The sequence below is a fragment of the Arthrobacter sp. 10N418 genome (assembly GCF_056394725.1).
Map to the genome: position 1 here is coordinate 151,038 of NZ_JBFTIK010000005.1, position 14,873 is coordinate 165,910.

Below are 14,873 nucleotides of genomic sequence, written 5' to 3' on the forward strand. Positions count from 1 at the left end.
AGTCTCGGGTAAAGTAATTACTCGTGCTGAGGCGCCGGGAGCGCGGGTTTAGACCTGCGGATCCGGTCCGAAAGTTCCATTGGGATATGGTGTAATTGGCAACACTACGGTTTCTGGTACCGTCATTCTAGGTTCGAGTCCTGGTATCCCAGCTATGAAAATCCGCGGATTTCTGCGGTGGATCAGAAGTTTCGAGTCGGTAGATTAGATTTGAAACATTTGCCGGGTGTGTGAAAGAATCACCTGGCTTGAACTGCAGGAATGCGGTTCTGGAGAGTACGCGGCCCCATCGTATAGCGGCCTAGTACGCTGCCCTCTCACGGCGGTAACGCGGGTTCGAATCCCGCTGGGGTCACCAACAAGACGGTCCCGGGCAACAGCCCGGGGCCGTTTTTCGTTGCCCTGCTGCAGGCGGCCTAACCCCCCGGCTCCAGTGCCGCTGCCGCGTCGCGGACCTTGATCATGGTCCGGAGGTTCCGGGTGGTGGTGGAAGCCTTGTACTTCGGCTTCGAGGAGAGTTTGCTGAACGGGCTGTCCAGGGTGCCGCCGGTGGGCGCCAGCCAGGCCAGGGCTTCGGGGCCGAGCCGGATCATCTCCGTTCCATCCAGCGCGCTTCCAGCCGCGTAGAGCTCGGAAAGCACATCCGGGTCCGAAGCCAGGGTCAAGTACGTGTGGGTGGACGCGTCGTCGGCCGGGTACGGGCACGCCCCGACGAGCTCGGCCACGCGGGCGGCGGCCAGAACCACCACCCAGGCGTCGTAGCCGAACCTTTCCCGGAGGCAGGCCTCGAATTCGGTCTTGACCCCGGCAGAATCCAGCGCGCTGGCCAGAACGACGTTGCCGCTGGCCAGGAGGGTCTTCACGCCCGTGAACGGCCGGGACTTCAGCGACTCCTGCAGATCGGCCATCTTGATGTTGATGCCGCCCACGTTGATGCCCCGCAGGAAGACCGCATAGCTATTCATGGGCACAGCCTAGCTTTCCGCGCGCCGAGGATGCGGCAAGGAACTTAGTCGTTCGTCTTGCGGAGCGCTTCCGTCAGGACGCGGCCGGCGTTGCAGACCACCTCGGCATGCAGGCGCCCCGGCTGGCGGGTCAGGCGCTCGATCGGGCCTGAAATCGAGACGGCAGCGATCACCCGGCCGGACGGGCCACGGACCGGGGCCGAAACAGAGGCAACCCCGGGCTCACGTTCGCCGAGGCTCTGGCCCCAGCCCCGCCGCCGGACCCCCGCGAGGACGGTCGGGGTGAAACGGGCGGACTGGAGTCCTTCCAGGAGCCGGTCATGGTCTTCCCACGCCAGCAGCACCTGGGCGGCGGAGCCGGCCTTCATGGAGAGCTGGGTGCCCACCGGTATGGTGTCGCGCAGGCCGATGGGACGTTCGGCGGAGGCGACGCAAACCCGCCAGTCGCCCTGGCGCCGGAAGATCTGCGCACTTTCGCCGGTGGCGTCGCGCAACTGCATGAGCACGGGCCCGGCGGAGGCGATCAGCCGGTCTTCGCCAGCGGCCGACGCCAGCTCAACGAGGCGGCTGCCGAGCACAAAACGGCCCTGGATGTCCCGGCTCACCAGGCGGTGGTGGACCAGTGCGAGGGCCAGGCGGTGCACGGTGGGCCGGGCGAGGCCGGTGGCCGCGACAAGCTGCGCGAGGGTGGTGGGGCCGGCCTCAAGTGCGTCAAGCACATGGGCCGCTTTATCGATGACTCCGACGCCACTAGAATTGTCCATGTAATGATATTGCCGTCTCAATATCTGAGATGCAAGTCATTTCGCTGGCGTGTTCCATAGCAGGGCTGATTCAGTGGAGACATCCAACCAATTGCAGTGAAGGGAGAAGGCCGTGGCAAAGACACTGGCCGAGAAGGTCTGGGACGCACATGTGGTGCGCAAGGGGGACGGCGAAGGAGCCAACGCCCAGCCCGATCTTCTCTTCATCGACCTCCACCTTGTCCACGAGGTGACTTCCCCGCAGGCGTTTGAAGGCTTGCGCCTGGCCGGCCGCAAGCTCCGCCGGCCGGACCTCACTATCGCCACCGAAGACCACAACACTCCCACGCTGGACATCGACAAGCCAATTGCCGATCTGACCAGCCGGACCCAGATCCAGACCCTGCGCAACAACTGCAAGGAGTTCGGGGTCCGCCTGCACTCCCTTGGCGACGCCGAGCAGGGGATCGTTCACGTCGTGGGACCGCAACTGGGCCTCACCCAGCCCGGCATGACCGTGGTCTGCGGCGACTCGCACACCTCCACGCACGGCGCCTTCGGGGCTCTCGCCATGGGCATCGGCACCTCGGAGGTGGAGCACGTGATGGCCACCCAGACACTGTCGCTGAAGCCCTTTAAGACCATGGCCATCAACGTGGAGGGCACGCTGCGGCCCGGAGTGACCGCCAAGGACATCATCCTGGCTGTCATCGCCAAGATCGGCACCGGCGGAGGCCAGGGATACGTGCTGGAGTACCGCGGTTCAGCGATCCGTGCGCTCTCCATGGAAGCCCGGATGACCATCTGCAACATGTCCATCGAAGCGGGGGCCCGCGCCGGCATGGTCGCCCCGGACCAGACCACCTATGACTACATGTACGGCCGCCCGCACGCGCCCCAGGGCGCCGGCTGGGATGCCGCCGTCGAGTACTGGAATACGCTGCGCACCGATGACGGCGCCGCGTTCGACGTCGAGGTGGACCTCGACGCCGACACCCTGGAACCGTTTGTGACGTGGGGGACCAACCCGGCCCAGGGCGTCTCCCTCTCCGCCAGGGTGCCGTCGCCCGAGGACTTCGGCGACGAGAACGCCAAGGCCGCCGCCGAACGTGCGCTGCAGTACATGGGACTCGAAGCCGGGACGCCGATGAAGGACATCCGGGTGGACACCGTCTTCCTGGGGTCCTGCACGAACTCACGGATGGAGGACCTCCGGGCCGCCGCGGACATCATCCGCGGCCGCACGAAGGACCCGAATATCCGGATGCTTGTGGTCCCCGGCTCCGCCCGCGTGCGCCTCGAAGCCGAGGCCGAGGGACTGGATAAGGTTTTCAAGGAATTCGGAGCTGAATGGCGGTTCGCCGGCTGCTCGATGTGCCTGGGGATGAACCCGGACCAGCTCGAGGTGGGGGAACGGTGCGCGTCGACCTCCAACCGCAACTTCGAGGGACGCCAGGGCAAGGGCGGCCGCACCCACCTGGTCTCGCCGGTAGTGGCCGCGGCCACCGCCGTGCGCGGCACGCTGAGCTCGCCGTCGGACCTGGCGCCGGCTCCTGGGTCCGAGGCGCTGCGCGTCGGCGCAGCCTAGTTCCCGCCGCCCCGATTTTTGCCGCTTAGATCTGCAGAGCTCAAAAGGACCCATCATGGAAAAGTTCACGACCCACACCGGAATCGGTGTCCCGCTGCGCCAGAGCAACGTCGACACGGACCAAATCATCCCTGCCGTCTACCTCAAACGCATCACCCGCACGGGCTTCGAAGATGCCCTCTTCGCGGCCTGGCGCAAGGATCCGGCCTTCATCCTGAACCAGTCGCCCTTCAACGCCGGCTCCGTGCTGGTGGCCGGGCCGGACTTCGGCACCGGGTCCTCACGGGAACACGCCGTCTGGGCGTTGAAGGACTATGGCTTCAAGACAGTGCTGTCCTCCCGGTTCGCCGACATCTTCCGGGGCAACTCCGGCAAGCAGGGCCTGCTTGCCGCTGAGCTTGCCCAGGACGACATCGAGCTCATCTGGAAGGAGCTTGAGAACGCCCCCGGCACCGAGGTCACGGTGGACCTCCTCTCCAAGACGGTGCAGTGCGCCAACATCGTCGCGCCGTTCGAAATCGACGACTACACGCGCTGGCGCCTGCTTGAGGGCCTGGACGACATCGGACAGACCCTCCAGCACGAGGAAGACATCACCGCCTTCGAGGCCACCAGGCCCGCGTTCATGCCCAGGACGTTGCCCGCCCGGCTGTCCTGACGCTTTCCTCCACCAGCCGCAAACATCCCGTATTTCGGATCGGTAACGGAAGCTCCTATGCTTGGTTGGAGCCTTTGTAAGGATTTGGGGGCGAGTAGTCGTGAGGAAACCGGTATATGAGTAGTGTTCTGACAATCCGCGGAGGCGTCCCGCTAACAGGCCGCGTCACCGTTCGCGGGGCCAAGAATTTGGTCCCGAAGGCGATGGTGGCTGCCTTGCTGGGCAATGAGCCGTCCGTGCTGCGCAACGTCCCTGAGATCAAGGACGTCGAGGTTGTCACCAGCCTGCTCCAGCTCCACGGCGTCACGGTGGAGAAGGATCCCGTCTCCGGGGACCTGACCCTTGACCCGAAGGGCGCAAAAACCGCCTCCAGCACCGCCATCGATGCGCACGCCGGGGACTCCAGGATCCCGATCCTGCTGTGCGGGCCGCTGATCCACGCGATCGGCGAGGCGTTCATCCCGGATCTGGGCGGCTGCAAGATCGGTGACCGGCCGATCGATTACCACCTCAATGTCCTGCGCCAGTTCGGTGCCGTGGTGGAAAAGCGCCCCGGCGGCATCCACATCTCCGCCCCCAACGGGCTCAAGGGCGCCAAGATCGCCCTGCCGTACCCGTCCGTCGGAGCCACGGAGCAGGTGCTGCTGAGCGCCACAAGGGCGGAGGGCATCACCGAGCTCTCGGGTGCGGCCACCGAGCCTGAAATCGTGGACCTTATTGCTGTGCTGCAGAAGATGGGCGCGATCATCAGCGTCCAGACCGACCGCACCATTCGGATTGAAGGCGTCCGGGACCTCGGCGGCTACAACCACCGCGCACTCTCCGACCGCAACGAATCCGCCTCCTGGGCCTCCGCGGCGCTGGTCACCCGCGGCGACATTTTCGTCGAAGGCGCCACCCAGCGCGACATGATGACGTTCCTGAACACCTTCCGCAAGGTCGGCGGCGGCATGGACATCGGCGACGACGGCATCCGCTTCTACCACCGTGGCGGCAAGCTCAACCCGCTGGTCCTTGAAACCGACGTGCACCCCGGCTTCATGACCGACTGGCAGCAGCCGTTGATCGTCGCCCTGACCCAGGCCGAGGGCGTGTCGATCGTCCACGAGACTGTCTATGAGAACCGCTTCGGATTCACTGATGCCCTGATCCGGATGGGTGCCAATATCCAGGTCCACCGCGAATGCCTCGGCAGCGTCCCGTGCCGCTTTGGCCAGCGCAACTTCCTGCACTCGGCAGTGATTTCCGGACCGACGCAGCTCAAGGGCACCGACATCGACGTGCCCGACCTGCGCGGGGGGTTCAGTCACCTCATCGCTGCCCTCGCCGCCACCGGCACGTCACGCGTCACCGGAATCGACATCATCAACCGCGGCTACGAGCGCTTCACCGAGAAGCTCGCGGGCCTCGGCGCCGATTTCGACATCACCGCGGCCAAGTAGCGGGGGACCTGTGAAGGAATCGGCCAAAAGCCACATCACCTTTGTCGCGGTCGCCGGGCTTGTCCGGCCCGTGATGAATCTGCTGATGAACAAGAAGTGGGAGGGACTCGACAAGCTCCCGGCTGGGGGCTTCATTGCCGCCCCCAACCACTGCACCGAGATCGATCCCCTGGTGGTGGGGCACATGCTCTACAACCAGAAACGGATGCCCCACTTCCTGGCCAAAGCCGGACTCTTCAAGGTGCCGGTCCTCGGCGCCGTGCTGCGCGCCGTCAAGCAAATTCCCGTGGAACGCTCTTCTGCGGGGGCCAACCGTTCGTTGCAGCTCGCCAAGGAAATCGTGAGCGAGGGCGGCGCCATCATCATTTACCCGGAGGGCACCCTCACCCGTGATCCTGGGCTGTGGCCGATGAAGGGCCACACCGGCGCTGCCCGGATGGCCCTCGAAAGCGGAATCCCTGTGGTGCCCATGGCCCACTGGGGAGCCCACGAGGTCCTGCCACGCTACGCCAAGCGGTTCCATATCTTCCCGCGCAAGACGTCCCGGCTCGTCGTCGGCGATCCGGTCGATCTGAGTGCTTTCGCTGACCGGCCGCTGGACCGGGCGACCCTCACCGAGGCCACAACCGTGATCATGGACGCCATCACGGACCTGCTCGCAGGCCTGCGAGGCGAAGAGCCGCCGGCGCAGCGGTGGGACCCCTCCGCGCACAACCAGTCCACTCACGGCCGTTTCGTCGAGCGCCGGGACACCCAGGGCACCGACGCGGACGGCGCCGCATGACGGCGGACGTCCACGGTTCCGGCGCCGCCACCACCGTGGCCGTCCTCGGGGCAGGATCCTGGGGAACCACGTTCGCGAAGATCGTCGCCGACGCGGCCACGGCCTCGGGGGTTGAGCGCCGCATCCGCCTGTGGGGCCGCCGCGCGGAGGTCGTGGACCAAATCAACACGGCGCACCGGAACGAGCAGTACCTCAAGGACATCGAGCTTCCACCCGGCATCACGGCCTCGATTGATGTCGCCGAGGTCCTGGCCGGAGCCGAGCTCGTCATCCTCGCCGTCCCGGCGCAGACCCTGCGGCCGCAGCTGCGCGAATGGAAACACCTCGTCCCGGCCGGTGCCTTCGTGGTGTCCCTGATGAAGGGCCTCGAGCTGCACACCGACGCCCGGATGAGCGAAGTGATCTGTGAGGAGCTCGACATTCCGGCCGCCCGGGTCGCCGTAGTTTCAGGACCCAACCTGGCCATGGAAATTGCCAGGGAAGAGCCCACAGCCTCCGTCGTGGCCTGCTCCGACGCCGCAGCGGCGGCCTGGGTCGCCCGCAGCTGCACAGCGCCCTACTTCCGCCCGTATACCACCACCGACGTGATCGGCGTCGAAATCGGCGGCATCGTCAAGAACGTCATTGCCCTGGCCGTCGGCATCTGTGAAGGCAAGCAGATGGGGGACAACACCAAAGCCTCGGTCATCACGCGCGGCCTCGCCGAGACGTCCCGGCTTACGCTCGCCCTGGGTGGGCAGGCACGGACCATGGCAGGGCTCGCCGGCCTGGGTGACCTCGTGGCAACATGCTCCTCGCCGCTGTCCCGGAACCACACCGCCGGGCGGCTGCTGGGAAAGGGACTGACCCTTGAGCAGGTCACCGCCGAAATGAACCAAACGGCCGAGGGGATAAAGTCCAGCCAGGCCGTCCACGAACTGGCGGGCAAGCTTGGCGTGGAAATGCCGATCACGGCGGCCGTGGTTGCCGTACTGGCCGGAAAATTGTCCGTAGACGAACTGGGCCCGCTGCTGCTGGCCCGGGACCTTAAATCCGAAGGCGATTACTGAGAGTGGCTGAAAACAACGTGCCCGCGACCGTGACCACAGAGACCCGCTCCGGCCAGCCCAGGCCCAGGGTGGCCGTGCTGTTCGGCGGCCGCTCCAGCGAACACGCGGTCAGCTGCGTGACCGCAGCCGGCGTGCTGGGGGCGATCGACAAGGACAAGTACGAGGTCATCCCCATCGGCATCGCCAAGACCGGCCAGTGGGTGCTGGCCTCCGGCGACACCACGGAGTGGTCGCTCTCCGCGTCCGCGCTGCCGGAAGTAGCGCCCTCGGCGCAGACCGTCGCGCTGGCCGAGATTGGCGGCGAGCACCAGCTGATCGTCGCGTCCCCGAACCGGGTTCCTCAGGAGCTCGGCTCCGTGGACGTCGTGTTCCCGCTGCTGCACGGTCCGTTCGGCGAAGACGGCACCATCCAGGGGTTCCTGGAGCTCTCCGACACCCGCTACGTCGGCGCGGGCGTGCTTGCCTCCGCCGTCGGCATGGACAAGCACTTCATGAAGGTCGTCTTTGAATCGGCCGGACTCCACGTGGGGCCCTACATCGCCGTAACGGACCGGCAGTGGCTCAATGACCCCGAGACGGTCCGCAAACGCGTGGACCAGCTCGGCTTCCCGGTGTTCGTCAAGCCGGCCCGGGCGGGGTCGTCCATGGGCATTTCCAAGGTGGACTCGCTGGAGCACCTGGACGCGGCGATCGAGACGGCCCGCGAGCACGACCCCAAACTCGTCATCGAGGCCGGCATCGTTGGACGCGAGATCGAATGCGCCGTTCTGGAAGGCCGGGAAACTGAGGCTCCCCGGACATCCATGCCCGGCGAGATTTCCGTGGCGGGCGGCGGGCACGAGTTCTACGACTTCAACGCCAAATACGTGGAGGACGACGCCGCCGCGCTCAGCTGCCCGGCCGACATCCCCGAGGAGGCGATCGCCCGGGTCCGGGAGCTCGCCGCCGTTGCCTTCGACGCCGTCGGCGCCGAGGGACTGAGCCGGGTCGACTTCTTCTACACCCCCGACGGCGAACTCATCATCAACGAAATCAACACCATGCCCGGGTTCACGCCGAAGAGCATGTACCCGCAGATGTGGAAGGCCTCAGGGCTGGGCTACGCGGATCTGATCGACGAGCTCATCTACCTGGCACTGCACCGCAAGACCGGCCTGCGGTAGCGGCTACTTGCCGGGCGGCAGGTTCTGAAGATCCGCCTGCCCGACGCAGTTCCTCGTCGCCTTGATTTTCAGGGCGGCGGACGAGAGGTCTGCCAGCACGGTGGCCGAGCTGATTTTGTCCGGATCCATCAGGATTTCCGTGGCCGGTTCGCGCCCGAAGGTGGTCAGCGTCCACACCGGGTTGCCTTCCTTGATGACCCAGTCGACGCCGTTCACGCTGACGCAGCGGTCCGTGGTGGGGCCCGGGACATTGACGCCGCAGCGCAGGACCACGAGGGACGGGTCGCCCCACGCGGCTGTCGCCTGGGCGTTGGTCTTGCGCAGCTTGGCGTCGCCCAGGGCGTCCGGCAGCGCCAGCATCATGGGCGCGCAGGCGGCGTTCGCCGCATCCTTTGCGGGGGCGACGTCGACTACCGGCGAGCAACCGCTCAGCACCAGGCCCGCGAGGGCCGCGGCTGCCAGGATTCGGAGCGGACGAAGGGAATCCTGGGCGCGGAACTGGTGCATCCTTCAAGCCTATCCCGGTCCACCAGGGTGCCCGGACGCCGCCGGCAGCCCGCGTGGCCGCGTAGTCGCCCCGTCGCGGTAGCGTAGGGCTGTGCCCGAATCTGCTGTGCCTGACTCCCCAATGCCCGCCTCTCCGCTGCCCGCCTCATCACTGCCCGAATCCGCCGGTCCCGGCCCCCGCGTTCCCGAGCAGCCGCTGACCGTTGCCGGGCTCACCGAGTCCGCCCTCCTCGACCGCATCTTCCCGCGCCTGCACCGCGGGTCCGCCGCGACGACGTCCGTGCTCCTCGGGCCCGGCGACGACGCCGCGATCGTCGCGGCCCCTGACGGGCGGACCGTGCTGAGCATCGACACCCAGGTAGTGGACCAGGACTTCCGGCTCAAGTGGAACAACGGCTACCGGACCTCCGGCTATGACATCGGCTGGAAAGCCGCCGCACAGAACCTCAGCGACATCAACGCCATGGGCGCGCGCGCCACCTCCCTCGTGGTCAGCCTGACGATGCCGCCGGAGACCCTTGTCTCCTGGGTGGAGGACTTCGCGGACGGCATCACCGCCGGCATCCGGGAGCTTGGCGCCCCCGACTGCGCTGTGGCCGGCGGCGACCTCGGCCGGGGCCGGGAACTGGCCGTCAGCATCGCCATCCTGGGGACCCTCGACGGCAAGGACCCCGTCCTGCGGTCCGGGGCCCGCCCGGGGGACACGGTGGCCCTGGCGGGCACCGTCGGCCGCGCCGCTGCGGGACTGGCCCTGCTGGAATCGAGCGCCGGCGTGCAGACCCTCAGCGCAGACCAGCGGGCCCTGATGGACACCCAGTGCAGGCCGCATCCGCCGCTCGCGGCCGGGCCCGTGGCCCGGGAGTCAGGAGCCACGGCCATGATGGACATCTCCGACGGCCTGGTGCGGGACGGGAACCGGCTCGCCGCGGCCAGCCGCGCCGTGCTCAACCTCGACGCCGCTGCGCTGAAGGAACTGACGGTGCCGCTGCTGCCGGCATCCGGGCTGCTGGGAGCAGACCCGATGTCCTGGGTCCTCGGCGGAGGCGAAGACCACGGACTGCTCGCCACATTCCCTGCAGGCCTTCAGCTGCCTCCCGGTTTCACTGCGATAGGCTCGGTAGAGGCCCCTGCACCAACAGGAAGCACGGGCGTAAACATCGCGGGCAGGCCCGCTGAAGCTGTGGGATGGGATCACTTTGCAGACTAAAATTGCCGCCAACGCGCAAGCGATGAAGCGGTGGTTGGGCAAGGCGGAAACTACGCTCGGCAACCACAGCGACCGGCTGAACGCCATCAACATCTTTCCCGTCGCCGACGGCGACACCGGCACCAACCTCTACCTGACGGTCCGCGCCGCGGCCCACGCCTTCCCCGGAACGGGGCCCGCCACGGAGATCCACGGCGCCGGCGAGAAGCCCCGGCACGTGGTCGCGGCCCCCGACCCGGCCCAAAACGACGTCGGAGCCGTCCTCGCCCAGGCCGGCCAGGCCGCCATGGAACAGGCCCGCGGCAACTCCGGAACCCTGTTCGCCGTGTTCCTCTGCGCCGCCGCCGAACCGCTGGCCGGCCACACCCGGCTGAGCGCCCCGCTGCTGGCCGCCGCCTTGAACCGCGCACAGATCCGCGCCTGGTCCGCGCTGAGCGATCCCGTGCCCGGCACCATGCTCTCCGTCATGGAAGCGGCCGCCCGCGCTGCCGCGGCCGTGGACTCGGCGCACGACGGTGACGACAGCAACCACACGCTGGCCCTGGCCCTGGACGCCGCCGTCGAGGCCGCCCTCGACGCCGTCGTCCGCACCGAAGACCAGCTTGCCGCCCTGCATGCTGCCCACGTGGTGGACGCGGGCGGGGTCGGGATGCTGCTCATCCTCGACTGCCTGCGGTCCGCCGTGCTCGGTGAAGAACTCCAGGGCGAGCTCCTGGACGGACTGCACGGCTACGATGTGCAGGATCCCCACATCCACGCCGACATGCCCCGCGACGACGGCGTGGAAGTCATGTGCACGATCGCGCTCTCGCCGCTGGACGCCGCCATGATGCGCCAGCGGCTCGACGAAATGGGCGACTCCGTCATCATGAGCCAGGTGGGCGGCGCGGCGGACGCCGCCGGCCACTACCGCTGGCGCGTCCACGTCCACGTGACGGACCCGGACCCCGCCGTGGCCATGATCCGGTCCCTCGGTGAACCCACGGACTTGTCCGTGAGCGAGCTCGCCGTACCGCGTGTCTCTGATGCGCCCCGTGCTTTTGAGGTGCCCGCTCTTGGTGCGCCCGATGCTGACGCGCGGACCCCCGACGGACATGTCCGCTGAACTTGAGCTCGGCCTGGAACGCCGGATCGGCAAGCGTTCCGCAGCCGTCATTGAAAAACACCTCGGCATCAGCACCGTCGGCGGCTTGCTGGACTACTTCCCGCGCCGCTACCTCAGCCGCGGCGAACTGACCCCCATCAGCGAGGTCCCGCTGGATGAGGAAGTGACCCTGATTGCGCGGGTCATCTCCAGCAGCACCCGGCCCATGCGCGCCCGCCGGGGATCCCTCACCGACGTCGTGATCTCCGACGACGCCGGAGCCGGCACCACCGTCCGGCCCGCGGGGGCCGGCCTGCCGGGCACCCTGAAAGTCAGCTTCTTCAACGGCTTCCGGGCCAAGGCCGAGCTCCAGCCTGGCCGCCGTGCCATGTTCTCCGGGAGGGTGACCCGCTACGCGGGCTCGCTGGGCCTGACCAACCCGGACTTCCAGCTGCTGGACGAGGATCCGGACCTGCCGGGGATGGATCCGGAAAAGCTGGCCGCCATGCCCATCCCCGTGTATCCCGCCACCGCCAAACTCACCAGCTGGTCCATTCAGAAGGTGATCACGACGCTTCTGGACACCGTTGACCTGGAATCCATCGGCGACCCCCTGCCCGCGGGCATCGCCGCCCGCGAAAGATTCCTGCCCGTCGCGGAGGCCTACCGCCTGATCCACGCCCCGCAGACGCCGGGGGACTGGCAGCGCGCCCGCGACCGCTTCCGCTACCAGGAAGCCCTGGTGCTCCAGTCCGCCCTCGCCCGGCGCCGCGCCCAGCTCGCCGCCGAGGAAGCCACGGCCCGCCGGCCAGTCGCCGACGGGCTGCTGACCGCCTTCGACCGCCAGTTGCCGTTCACCCTGACGGCCGGCCAGGCCGCCGTCGGCAAGACCTTGTCCGAAGAGCTCGCCCAGGATTCGCCGATGAACCGTCTCCTGCAGGGCGAGGTTGGCTCCGGCAAGACGATTGTGGCCCTGCGTGCCATGCTTCAGGTGGTCGACGCCGGGGGACAGGCGGCGTTGTTGGCGCCCACCGAAGTGCTCGCCGCCCAGCACTTCGAATCGATCCGCCGGACGCTCGGCCCGCTCTCCCGTGACGGGATGCTCGGCGGCTTTGGCCCGGACGCCGTCCAGGTCACGCTCCTGACCGGCTCCATGCCCACCGCGGCCCGGAAGCAGGCCATGCTGGATGCAGCCTCCGGGACGGCCGGGATCGTGATCGGAACCCACGCCCTGCTCAGTGAGAACGTCTCCTTCTATGACCTCGGGCTGATCGTGGTGGACGAACAGCACCGCTTCGGTGTGGAACAGCGCGACGCCCTCCGGGCCAAGGCCAGCAAACCGCCGCACCTGCTGGTCATGACCGCCACTCCCATCCCCAGGACCGTGGCCATGACCGTGTTCGGCGACCTCGAAACCTCCGTGCTCGACGAGCTCCCCGCCGGCCGCGCCCCGATTTCCACCCACGTGGTGGGCCTGGCGGAACACCCGGCGTGGGCCACGCGCATCTGGTCCCGTTCACGCGAAGAGATCGACGCCGGCCACCAGGTCTACGTGGTGTGCCCCAAGATCGGCACGGACGACGACGGCGACTTCACCCCCGGCGAGGCCGAACCCTCCGCCGCGGACCTGGAAGGCGACAACGGCGCGCGCGAGCTCGCCTCCGTCACCGGCGTGGTGGAACACCTCCTGGACGAACCGGCCCTGGCCGGCGTCGCCGTGGCACCCCTCCACGGACGGCAGGACCCGGCCCTCAAATCCGCGGCCATGGCAGCGTTCACCGCCAATGAGACCAAGCTGCTGGTCTCCACCACCGTGATCGAAGTCGGCGTGGACGTCCACAACGCCACGCTCATGGTGATCCTCGACGCCGACCGCTTCGGCATCTCCCAGCTCCACCAGCTCCGCGGACGGGTGGGCCGCGGCGGGCTCCCGGGCACGTGCCTTCTCGTGACCACGCTGGAACCGGGCCATCCGAGCCGCCGCCGCCTCGACGCGGTGGCCGCCACCACGGACGGCTTCGAGCTCTCGCAGGAGGACCTCAAGCTGCGCCGCGAAGGGGACATCCTGGGTGCCTCCCAGTCCGGCGGCCGCTCCACGCTGAAGCTGCTTCGCGTGCTCGAACACGAGGACGTGATCGCCCGGGCGCGCCAGGACGCCCAGGAGATCGTGGCGGCCGACCCCTCCCTTGCTGGCCAGCCCGGCCTTGCGGCCGCGATTGACGGATACTTGAACCCCGAGAAGGAGGCGTTCCTTGAACGCGGCTAGGACCACGAGCCAGGCAAGCACATTCACGGGTGGCTGCGCATGAGCCGCATCATCTCCGGCGCGGCAGGAGGAAGCGCGCTGGTCAGCGTGCCCGGCACCTCGACCCGGCCCACGACGGACCGGGTCAAGGAAGCATTGTTCTCCCGGCTGGACGCCTTCGACGTGATCTCAGGCTCCCGCGTGCTGGATCTCTACGCCGGATCGGGCTCGCTGGGGGTTGAAAGCGCCAGCCGCGGCGCGGACGTAGTGGATCTCGTGGAATTCGATGCCAAGGCCAGCGCCGTGTGCCAGCGGAATGCGGACCTCGTCAACACAGTCGCGCGCCGCAAGGTGGTTACCGTGCACCGCTCCAAGGTCGAGTCGTTCCTCGACCGCGCGGCGGGGGGCGTCCTGTGGGACCTGGTATTCCTGGACCCGCCCTACCCCCTGGACGAGCCGGCACTGGCCGCCGTGCTGGCCAAGCTTGCCCCGCATCTCGCGGCAGGCGCTGTCGTCGTAGCGGAACGCTCGTCCCGGACCCCCGAGCCGGCGTGGCCCGAGGGCCTGGAGCGGTTTGCCGAGAAGAAGTACGGGGAAACCCGGCTGTGGTTCGCGGAGCCGAGCGCGGAGCCAAGCGCCGGGCCGGAAGCCTAGACGGACATCGCGTCCAGCTCGACGCCGGAAAGCACCTTGGCCGGGTGTGGCCCGCGCGCGGTCAGCGCCGCGGTCCACGCCGCCGGCCACGGCGTTTGCGTTCCGGTCAGGATGATGTTCCCGGGGTAGCGGCCGGTGAACATGGCGGCCTCGGCGAAGGCCGAGACATCGGCCATGGCCCTGCGCAGCGCGGCCACCTGGCTGCGGACCAGGGTCAGTCCGGGCTCGTCGCCCACGTTGACCACCAGCACCCCGCGCGGCGTAAGCCTCGCCGCGGCCTCGAGGTAGAACTCCGTGCAGGCTATGTGCTCAGGCGCGTCGGGCCCGGAAAAGATGTCGAGGATCACGACGTCGAAGCGCAGCTCCACCGGAAGCTCGGCAAGGGCGGCCCGGGCGTCCCCGATCACGGTATGCAGCCGGGTTCCCTCCGGGAGGGGCAGCTCCTGCAGCACGAAGTCCAGCAGTTCACGCTCCAGCTCCACGGCGTATTGCACCGACCCCGGCCGGGTGGCCTGGATATAACGCGCCAGGGTCAGGGCGCCGGCGCCGAGGTGCAGCGCGCTGATCGGTTCCCCCCACGGGGCCGCGAGATCGACCACATGGCCTATCCTGCGCAGGTATTCATAGAAGATCTCGTCCGGGTCCGCCAGATTGACGTGGGACTGCTCGGCCCCGCCGATGCTGAGCACGAAGCTGCCGTCGGTAAAGGGATCCGGTTCGATAGCGGCGTGCTGGCCCGCTGTCCGCAGGAACCGCGAGGCGCCGCCCTGGTGTCCGGCCACGC

14 protein-coding genes and 2 tRNA genes are annotated in these 14,873 nt (G+C 68.0%); 12 read left to right on the forward strand and 4 right to left on the reverse strand.

The window, feature by feature from the left end; translation table 11 throughout:
• Positions 1-80: 80 nt before the first annotated feature.
• Both AC1DCZ_RS05855 and AC1DCZ_RS05860 read left to right on the forward strand, forming a co-directional pair.
• Positions 81-152: transfer RNA gene (locus tag AC1DCZ_RS05855), tRNA-Gln, on the forward strand.
• A gap of 130 nt (positions 153-282) precedes the next feature.
• Positions 283-358 (forward strand) — tRNA-Glu (locus AC1DCZ_RS05860).
• 58 nt (positions 359-416) lie between these two features.
• Here AC1DCZ_RS05860 and AC1DCZ_RS05865 read toward each other — a convergent pair.
• Both AC1DCZ_RS05865 and AC1DCZ_RS05870 read right to left on the reverse strand, forming a co-directional pair.
• Positions 417-965 (reverse strand): DUF1697 domain-containing protein, encoded by a 549-nt coding sequence (locus tag AC1DCZ_RS05865; RefSeq protein WP_476973742.1) that lies wholly within the window; start codon positions 963-965, stop codon positions 417-419.
• A gap of 44 nt (positions 966-1,009) precedes the next feature.
• Positions 1,010-1,729, reverse strand: a complete 720-nt coding sequence (locus tag AC1DCZ_RS05870) for an IclR family transcriptional regulator (protein WP_026266447.1) — start codon at positions 1,727-1,729, stop codon at positions 1,010-1,012.
• Between the two features lie 112 nt (positions 1,730-1,841).
• On the opposite strand from AC1DCZ_RS05870, the gene leuC reads away from it, so the two are divergent.
• The 6 genes from leuC (at position 1,842) to AC1DCZ_RS05900 (ending at position 8,392) form a co-directional block, all read left to right on the forward strand.
• Entirely contained in the window at positions 1,842-3,296 is a 1,455-nt protein-coding gene (gene leuC / locus AC1DCZ_RS05875; RefSeq protein ID WP_476973743.1) for a 3-isopropylmalate dehydratase large subunit, read from the forward strand.
• Between the two features lie 55 nt (positions 3,297-3,351).
• Positions 3,352-3,954 (forward strand): 3-isopropylmalate dehydratase small subunit, encoded by a 603-nt coding sequence (leuD, locus tag AC1DCZ_RS05880; protein WP_476973744.1) that lies wholly within the window; start codon positions 3,352-3,354, stop codon positions 3,952-3,954.
• Positions 3,955-4,070: 116 nt separating this feature from the next.
• Positions 4,071-5,396: a UDP-N-acetylglucosamine 1-carboxyvinyltransferase gene (gene murA, locus AC1DCZ_RS05885; protein WP_476973745.1), complete on the forward strand. Its 1,326-nt coding sequence runs from the start codon at positions 4,071-4,073 to the stop codon at positions 5,394-5,396.
• Between the two features lie 10 nt (positions 5,397-5,406).
• On the forward strand, positions 5,407-6,180 hold the full coding sequence (locus AC1DCZ_RS05890) for a lysophospholipid acyltransferase family protein (RefSeq protein WP_476973746.1): 774 nt from the start codon (positions 5,407-5,409) through the stop codon (positions 6,178-6,180).
• Positions 6,177-7,229 carry an NAD(P)H-dependent glycerol-3-phosphate dehydrogenase gene (locus tag AC1DCZ_RS05895; protein ID WP_476973747.1) on the forward strand — a complete coding sequence of 351 codons (1,053 nt, stop codon included), beginning with the start codon at positions 6,177-6,179 and terminating at the stop codon, positions 7,227-7,229. The genes AC1DCZ_RS05890 and AC1DCZ_RS05895 overlap by 4 nt, the downstream gene beginning before the upstream one ends.
• A 17-nt stretch (positions 7,230-7,246) precedes the next feature.
• Entirely contained in the window at positions 7,247-8,392 is a 1,146-nt protein-coding gene (locus AC1DCZ_RS05900; RefSeq protein WP_476973791.1) for a D-alanine--D-alanine ligase family protein, read from the forward strand.
• 3 nt (positions 8,393-8,395) lie between these two features.
• Here AC1DCZ_RS05900 and AC1DCZ_RS05905 read toward each other — a convergent pair whose 3' ends face one another.
• Positions 8,396-8,899 carry a DUF3515 family protein gene (locus tag AC1DCZ_RS05905; protein WP_476973748.1) on the reverse strand — a complete coding sequence of 168 codons (504 nt, stop codon included), beginning with the start codon at positions 8,897-8,899 and terminating at the stop codon, positions 8,396-8,398.
• A gap of 121 nt (positions 8,900-9,020) precedes the next feature.
• Between AC1DCZ_RS05905 and thiL the strand changes: the two genes are divergently transcribed.
• From thiL to rsmD, 4 genes are read left to right on the forward strand one after another with little or no spacing between them, the layout of a single operon-like run.
• Positions 9,021-10,106 carry a thiamine-phosphate kinase gene (gene thiL / locus AC1DCZ_RS05910; RefSeq protein WP_476973792.1) on the forward strand — a complete coding sequence of 362 codons (1,086 nt, stop codon included), beginning with the start codon at positions 9,021-9,023 and terminating at the stop codon, positions 10,104-10,106.
• Between the two features lie 22 nt (positions 10,107-10,128).
• The gene (locus tag AC1DCZ_RS05915) at positions 10,129-11,211 is read left to right on the forward strand and encodes a DAK2 domain-containing protein (protein WP_476973793.1); all 1,083 of its coding nucleotides are present in this window, start codon (positions 10,129-10,131) and stop codon (positions 11,209-11,211) included.
• The gene (locus tag AC1DCZ_RS05920) at positions 11,201-13,456 is read left to right on the forward strand and encodes an ATP-dependent DNA helicase RecG (RefSeq protein ID WP_476973794.1); all 2,256 of its coding nucleotides are present in this window, start codon (positions 11,201-11,203) and stop codon (positions 13,454-13,456) included. Before AC1DCZ_RS05915 ends, AC1DCZ_RS05920 begins: the two co-directional genes overlap by 11 nt.
• 39 nt (positions 13,457-13,495) lie before the next feature.
• Positions 13,496-14,089, forward strand: a complete 594-nt coding sequence (gene rsmD, locus AC1DCZ_RS05925; RefSeq protein WP_476973749.1) for a 16S rRNA (guanine(966)-N(2))-methyltransferase RsmD — start codon at positions 13,496-13,498, stop codon at positions 14,087-14,089.
• Here the strand turns inward: rsmD and AC1DCZ_RS05930 are convergent.
• Positions 14,086-14,871 (reverse strand): spermidine synthase, encoded by a 786-nt coding sequence (locus tag AC1DCZ_RS05930; RefSeq protein ID WP_476973750.1) that lies wholly within the window; start codon positions 14,869-14,871, stop codon positions 14,086-14,088. The genes rsmD and AC1DCZ_RS05930 overlap by 4 nt on opposite strands.
• Positions 14,872-14,873: the final 2 nt, after the last annotated feature.

Excerpts from the sequence above, each read along its gene's own strand:
- AC1DCZ_RS05865 (WP_476973742.1), bottom strand. The coding sequence starts at position 965 with ATGAATAGCTATGCGGTCTTCCTGCGGGGCATCAACGTGGGCGGCATC.
- AC1DCZ_RS05915 (WP_476973793.1), top strand. The coding sequence starts at position 10,129 with ATGAAGCGGTGGTTGGGCAAGGCGGAAACTACGCTCGGCAACCACAGC.
- rsmD (WP_476973749.1), top strand. The coding sequence starts at position 13,496 with ATGAGCCGCATCATCTCCGGCGCGGCAGGAGGAAGCGCGCTGGTCAGC.
- AC1DCZ_RS05905 (WP_476973748.1), bottom strand. The coding sequence starts at position 8,899 with ATGCACCAGTTCCGCGCCCAGGATTCCCTTCGTCCGCTCCGAATCCTG.
- AC1DCZ_RS05895 (WP_476973747.1), top strand. The coding sequence starts at position 6,177 with ATGACGGCGGACGTCCACGGTTCCGGCGCCGCCACCACCGTGGCCGTC.
- AC1DCZ_RS05870 (WP_026266447.1), bottom strand. The coding sequence starts at position 1,729 with ATGGACAATTCTAGTGGCGTCGGAGTCATCGATAAAGCGGCCCATGTG.
- thiL (WP_476973792.1), top strand. The coding sequence starts at position 9,021 with ATGCCCGCCTCTCCGCTGCCCGCCTCATCACTGCCCGAATCCGCCGGT.
- murA (WP_476973745.1), top strand. The coding sequence starts at position 4,071 with ATGAGTAGTGTTCTGACAATCCGCGGAGGCGTCCCGCTAACAGGCCGC.
- leuD (WP_476973744.1), top strand. The coding sequence starts at position 3,352 with ATGGAAAAGTTCACGACCCACACCGGAATCGGTGTCCCGCTGCGCCAG.
- AC1DCZ_RS05920 (WP_476973794.1), top strand. The coding sequence starts at position 11,201 with ATGTCCGCTGAACTTGAGCTCGGCCTGGAACGCCGGATCGGCAAGCGT.